At 69.8% G+C, this 5,495-nt stretch carries 5 protein-coding genes; 2 read left to right on the top strand and 3 right to left on the bottom strand.

The features are described 5' to 3' along the window. Positions 1-346: 346 nt before the first annotated feature. Positions 347-793, top strand: a complete 447-nt coding sequence (locus RT323_RS15540) for a DUF3817 domain-containing protein (RefSeq protein ID WP_313410061.1) — start codon at positions 347-349, stop codon at positions 791-793. Positions 794-852: 59 nt separating this feature from the next. Here RT323_RS15540 and RT323_RS15535 read toward each other — a convergent pair whose 3' ends face one another. Together RT323_RS15535 and RT323_RS15530 are read right to left on the bottom strand one after the other, a co-directional pair. Continuing rightward, positions 853-1,446 (bottom strand): DinB family protein, encoded by a 594-nt coding sequence (locus tag RT323_RS15535; RefSeq protein WP_313410059.1) that lies wholly within the window; start codon positions 1,444-1,446, stop codon positions 853-855. Position 1,447: 1 nt separating this feature from the next. After that, positions 1,448-2,887, bottom strand: coding sequence for an NCS2 family permease (locus tag RT323_RS15530; protein ID WP_313410057.1), 1,440 nt, complete (start codon positions 2,885-2,887; stop codon positions 1,448-1,450). Positions 2,888-3,014: 127 nt separating this feature from the next. Here RT323_RS15530 and RT323_RS15525 point away from each other — a divergent pair, with 127 nt between their 5' ends. Further along, positions 3,015-3,965, top strand: a complete 951-nt coding sequence (locus RT323_RS15525) for an FKBP-type peptidyl-prolyl cis-trans isomerase (protein ID WP_313410056.1) — start codon at positions 3,015-3,017, stop codon at positions 3,963-3,965. Between the two features lie 70 nt (positions 3,966-4,035). Here the strand turns inward: RT323_RS15525 and RT323_RS15520 are convergent. Then, the coding region (locus tag RT323_RS15520; protein WP_313410055.1) for an Ig-like domain-containing protein at positions 4,036-5,495 on the bottom strand (1,460 nt) is incomplete at its 5' end.

Genomic DNA, 5,495 nt, shown 5'->3' with positions numbered 1-5,495 from the left:
CGTGCTGGCCGCCGCCGCCGTCGCCGGCCTGGCCGCCTCCACGCTGCCCGCCCGCCGCGGCGCACGTGTCACCCCCGCCGAGGGCCTCACGCTCGACTGAAGGAACCCTGCTGCTGGCGGGTGACGGCTGTCCGTCACCCGCCAGTCACTCGGTCCACAGCGCGGACCATGAGTGCTTGCGCCACTGGTCCGTGCCCCCGCCCCTGAGCGATGCGTTGGGAAGCTGCTTTCCACCTCCGAATGGGGACGGATCTTTCGACATCGAGGTCGCGCCAGCGACATCTTCGTACAAAGATGCGTCACCCGGCAGGTCCGACAGGTTGTCGCCAACCGGGACAATGGAGTCATGTCTCCCCGCCGCCTGTTCCGCACCGTCGCCGTCGCCGAGGCCGTCACCTGGGCCCTCCTGCTGATCGGCATGTTCCTCAAGTACGTCACCGAGACCACCGAGCTGGGCGTGCGCATCGGCGGGATGCTGCACGGCGTGGTGTTCGTGGCCTACCTCGTCACGACCGTCGTCGTCGCCATCGACGCGCGCTGGAGCCTCAAGCGCACCGCGCTCGGCCTGCTGGCCGCCATCCCGCCGTTCTTCACGATCTGGTTCGACCTCGCCAGCGAGCGCCAGGGCGCCCTGCCCGAGCAGTGGCGCCTCACCCGGTCCGAGCCCGCCGGCACCCTCGACCGCGTCGTGGCCTGGCTCGTCCGCAAGCCCGTCCAGGGCATCGCCACCGGCATCGTCGCCGTGGCCGTCCTGACCGGCGTCGCGCTGCTGGTCGGACCGCCCACCAGCTGAGCGGGCCTGGTGTGGCGCGGTGACTCAGCGTCCGTTCTGCCCGCGAAACGGACGCCAGCTCACCGCTCCCCCGGCACCACCCGGCCGGCGCCCCGGAACGGCTCGGCCGCCTCGTCGATGGTGCGTCGGTAGTCGGCCTGCCACGACGGCCCGCGGTCCGGGTCCTGCTCGTCCCACCGGTCGGCCTGCCCGTCCAGTCCCTCGCGCAGGATCTCGAGGTGACCGGCGTGCTGCGCGGTCTCGGCGACGAGGTGGACCAGCAGCCGGTCGAAGGTCGTGTCCGGCTCGCGCCACCACGGCACCGTCGCCGGAGCGTCGTCCGGCAGCTGCCGGGCGGCCTGCTCCGTCTCGACGGCCACGGCCGCGTAGAGGTCGAGGATCTCGCCCGCCGACTGGTCGGGCGTCAGCCACAGCTCGGCGTTCGCCTCGAGGGAGGCGTCGTCGGACCACGGGACCTCGATCCGGCTGGGGAACGCCGTGCACCGGACGTACCCGTTCTCGACGGTCGCCAGGTGCTTGACGAGGCCGAGCAGGTTCGTGCCCGACGGCGTCAGCGCGCGCCGCGCATCGAACTCGCCCACCCCGGCGACCGCCCGCAGCACGTCACCCCGAGTCCGCTCGAGGTAGTGCAGGAGCTGCCGTCGGTGGTCCATCTCAGGTCAGCAGGCGAGTGATCGGGTCGATGGCGAAGTAGACGACGAACAGCACCGCGATCAGCCACAGCAGCGCATGGACCTGGCGCACCTTGCCCATCACGACCTTCAGCACGACGTAGCTCAGGAAGCCCGCGCCGATGCCCGCCGTGATCGAGTACGTGAACGGCATGACGGCGATCGTCAGGAACGCCGGGATCGCGATCTCGTGATCGGTCCAGTCGATCTCGGTCACCTGCGTCATCATCAGGAAGCCGACGATGACCAGGGCCGCGACCGCCGCCTCGTTCGGGATGACCTGGACGACCGGGGTGAACACGGTCGCCAACAGGAAGCACACGCCCGTGACGACGCTGGCCAGGCCGGTGCGCGCACCGTCCGCGACACCGGCCGTGGACTCGACGTACGAGGTGTTGCTCGAGATGCCCGCGGCGCCGCCGACCGCGGCAGCCACCGAGTCGACGACGAGGATGCGCTGCGTGCCCGCGGGCGCGCCGTCCTCGTCGTTCAGCCCGGCCTCGGCGCCGACGGCGGTCATGGTGCCCATCGTGTCGAAGAAGTCCGCGAGCATCAGGGTGAAGACCAGCAGGGTCGCCGCGACGATGCCGACGCGATCGAAGGAGCCCAGCAGGTTGAACTCGCCCAGCAGCGACAGGTCGGGCTTGGAGACGATCTTGTCCGGCCACGCCGGGACGTTGAGGTTCCAGCCCTTCGACGTCGGGTCGCCGCCGGAGCCGGGAGTGTCCGTGAGGGTCTGGACGACGATCGCGACGATCGTCGTGACGACGATGCCGATCAGGATCGCGCCGGGCACGCGACGCGCGTGCAGGCTGATCATCAACAGCAGGCCGAAGCAGAACACCAGGACCGGCCAGCCGGAGAGCTCACCGCCGATGCCCATGCCGATGGGCGGCGACGCGTTGCCCGTCGCCCGGACGAAGCCCGCGTCGATCAGGCCGATCAGGGTCAGGAACAGGCCGATGCCCACGGCGATCGCGGTCTTGAGCTGGCGCGGCACGGCGTCGAAGACGGCCTTGCGGAAGCCCGTGAGCACCAGCACGAGGATGACGATCCCCTCGAGCACGACCAGGCCCATCGCGTCGGCCCAGCTCATCTGGGACGCGACCGCGAACGCGACGAACGCGTTCAGGCCCAGCCCCGTCGCCAGCGCGATCGGGAAGTTCGCGACCACGCCCATCAGGATCGTCAGCACGCCCGCCACCAGTGCGGTGCAGGCCGCGATGGTCGCGAAGCCGCCACCGGCCACGGTGCCACCGCCGAGGTAGTTCCCGTCCGCGTCGGCGACGCCGCTGAGGATGATCGGGTTGAGGACGATGATGTAGGCCATCGTCAGGAAGGTCACGACACCGCCGCGGACCTCCTGTCCGACCGACGAGCCACGCTGCGAGATCTTGAAGAAGCGATCGAGGGTAGTCACCACGGTGCTTCATCCTGCCAGTGCCCGATCTTGGCCGTCACGGTGGGTTCTCAGCGGGTTCTCAGCCGACTGACGGGTACGCTCGGCAAACTTGCACGGCGACATTCCCGACGAATCGAGACCCTCACCCATGCGGAACCTGACGACCCTGCCCCTCGTCCTGATGCTCTCCCTCGGCACCGTGGCCGCCTGCGGCTCGTCCGACGACAAGGACGATGCCAAGAAGAAGGACGCGAACTGCGCCACGTACGACGCGGGCGACACCAGCGACGCCGTGAAGGTCGAGGGCACCTTCGGCGAACCGAAGCCCACGGCCACCTTCACCACACCGCTCACCGTGAAGGCCGATCAGCTGCAGCGGACGATGGTCGACGAGGGTGACGGCGACACGACGGCCGAGGGTGACCAGGTCGAGGCCGTCATCACCGTGTTCAACGGGCGCACCGGCAAGCAGGCGCTCAGCGAGCAGGCCACGCTGACCACGGGCGACAAGGACACCTTCGAGGCCTTCCGCGCCGGCATCGAGTGCGTGCCGGCAGGCTCGCGCCTCGTCACGACCGTCTCGGCCGGCGACGTCTACGGCGACCAGGGGTATGCGGATCTCGACATCAAGGCGACCGACGCACTGGTGATCGTCACGGACGTCGTCGGGCTCCGCGAGGAGATCAAGGCGAAGCCGTGGGAGAAGGACGTCCCCGAGGTCTCGCTGGACGGCAAGCAGCCCAAGGTGACCCTGCCCAAGACCGACCCGCCCAAGGACGTCCTGGTCAAGGTGCTCAAGGAGGGCGACGGCGACACGGTCGAGGCCGGGGACACGATCACCGTGAACTACCAGGGCAGCACGTGGGAGTCCGGCGGCGAGATCTTCCAGCAGACCTTCGGCGAGGGCGATCCCGCCCAGCTGTCGACGGACCAGGTCGTGCAGGGCTTCAAGGCCGGGCTCGTCGACCAGAAGGTCGGCTCCACGATCATCGTCACGATGCCGCCCGAGTACGGGTACGGCGCCGAGGAGTCCGAGGGCAACGAGCTCGGCGGCAAGACGCTGGTCTTCGTCGTCGAGATCATCTCGATCGACGACTGACGCCACGGACAGCGGAACGAGAGCGGGGCCGGAGCTGTTGCTCCGGCCCCGCTCTCGTGTCATCGGCCGATCAGTGGCCGTCCGCCTCGCGGCGGCGGCGGATCAGCACTCCACCGGCTCCGGCGAGCGCCAGACCCACCGCCAGCCAGCCGAGGGCGGGGCCGCCGGTGTCCGCCAGCGGCGAGTCGGACTCGGGCTTCGGCTCCGGATCGGACTCGTCCACCGGCTCGTCCTCGACCGGGGGCGCCACGTAGCTGACGCTGAGCGTGCCGGTCACCGGCGTCCCGTCGGTCATCGTGCCCTCCCACGTCACGGGCGTGACATCGCCCACGAAGCAGCCGTCGGGCGTGAAGGTGACCTTGCCGGTGCTCGTGTCGACCGTCCAGGTGCCCTCACCCTCGACCTCGAGCTCGAGGACGGGCTCGCCGCTGGCGTCGACCAAGCGGACGGTGCTCGGGTCGAGACCCGGCACCTCCTCGACGGTGTCGAAGGCGACGGGCGTGCCGCACATCTTCGTGTCCACGAGATCCTGCGTGGTCTCGGGTCCACGCACTGTCGGCTGGTAGACGGCCTCGGCCGTCGTGCCGTTGGCATCGGCGATCCGGTAGTCGACCGGGGTCGGCTCTCCCGTGAAGCCTCGCTTCGGGGTGAAGACGATGCGCGGGTTCTGCGGATCGGTCCGATCGATGGTGTAGACGCCCTCGGGCACCGTCACCTCGGTCGCCGGCTCACCGTCGGCATCGAGCAGCGTGAGGCTGTCGATGTCCAGCGGCACGGCCGGATCGCCGGCACGATCGTTGATCAGCGGGTCCACCGACTGCGGCACGTTCCACCAACCCGAGGACACGTCGTCGGCGGCGGTCGGCGCCACCGCGGCCAGCGTGGGCGTGTAGGTGCTGCGCGCGTGCTGGTTGCCGGCATCGCTGATCCGGTAGTCCACCGGATCAGCCGTCCCGACGAACGTCGGCAGCGGCGTGAACACCAGCTCACGACCCTCGACCGAGTACGTGCCCTGACCCGCGACCACGACCTCCGCGACCGGGTCACCGTCCTCGTCCAGCAGCGTCAACGTCGACCAGTCGATCGCGAAGTCCTCACCAGCCTGCGGCGTCGGCTCCCACGACTGCGCCACACCCTGCGGACCCGACGTCGTGCCCGCGTTCGTCGACGGCGCATCCGCCGGGACGTCCGGGGTGTAGGTCGCCGTCGCGGCCGTGCCGTTCTCATCGGCGACCCGGTAGTCCACCGGCGTCACCGAACCATGGAAGTTCGTGTTCGGCGTGAACACGATCCGGCCGTCGACGATGGTGTAGACGCCCTCGGGCACCGTCACCTCGGTCGCCGGCTCACCCTCATCATCGAGCAACGTCAGGCTGTCCTCGTCCAACGGGACCCGGACATCGCCCGGGACGTCGTTGACCAGCGGATCGATCGACTGCGGCTGGTTCGGACGACCCGTCGAGGAATCGTCGTTCGCGGTCGGCGCCACCGCGGCCAGCGTGGGCGTGTAGGTGCTGCGCGCGTGCTGGT

Origin of the sequence: Aeromicrobium sp. (assembly GCF_032084975.1) — a bacterium.
Lineage (GTDB): Bacteria > Actinomycetota > Actinomycetes > Propionibacteriales > Nocardioidaceae > Aeromicrobium.
Note: the sequence above shows the minus strand (reverse complement) of the source record. Positions and strands in the feature narration are given on the sequence as shown.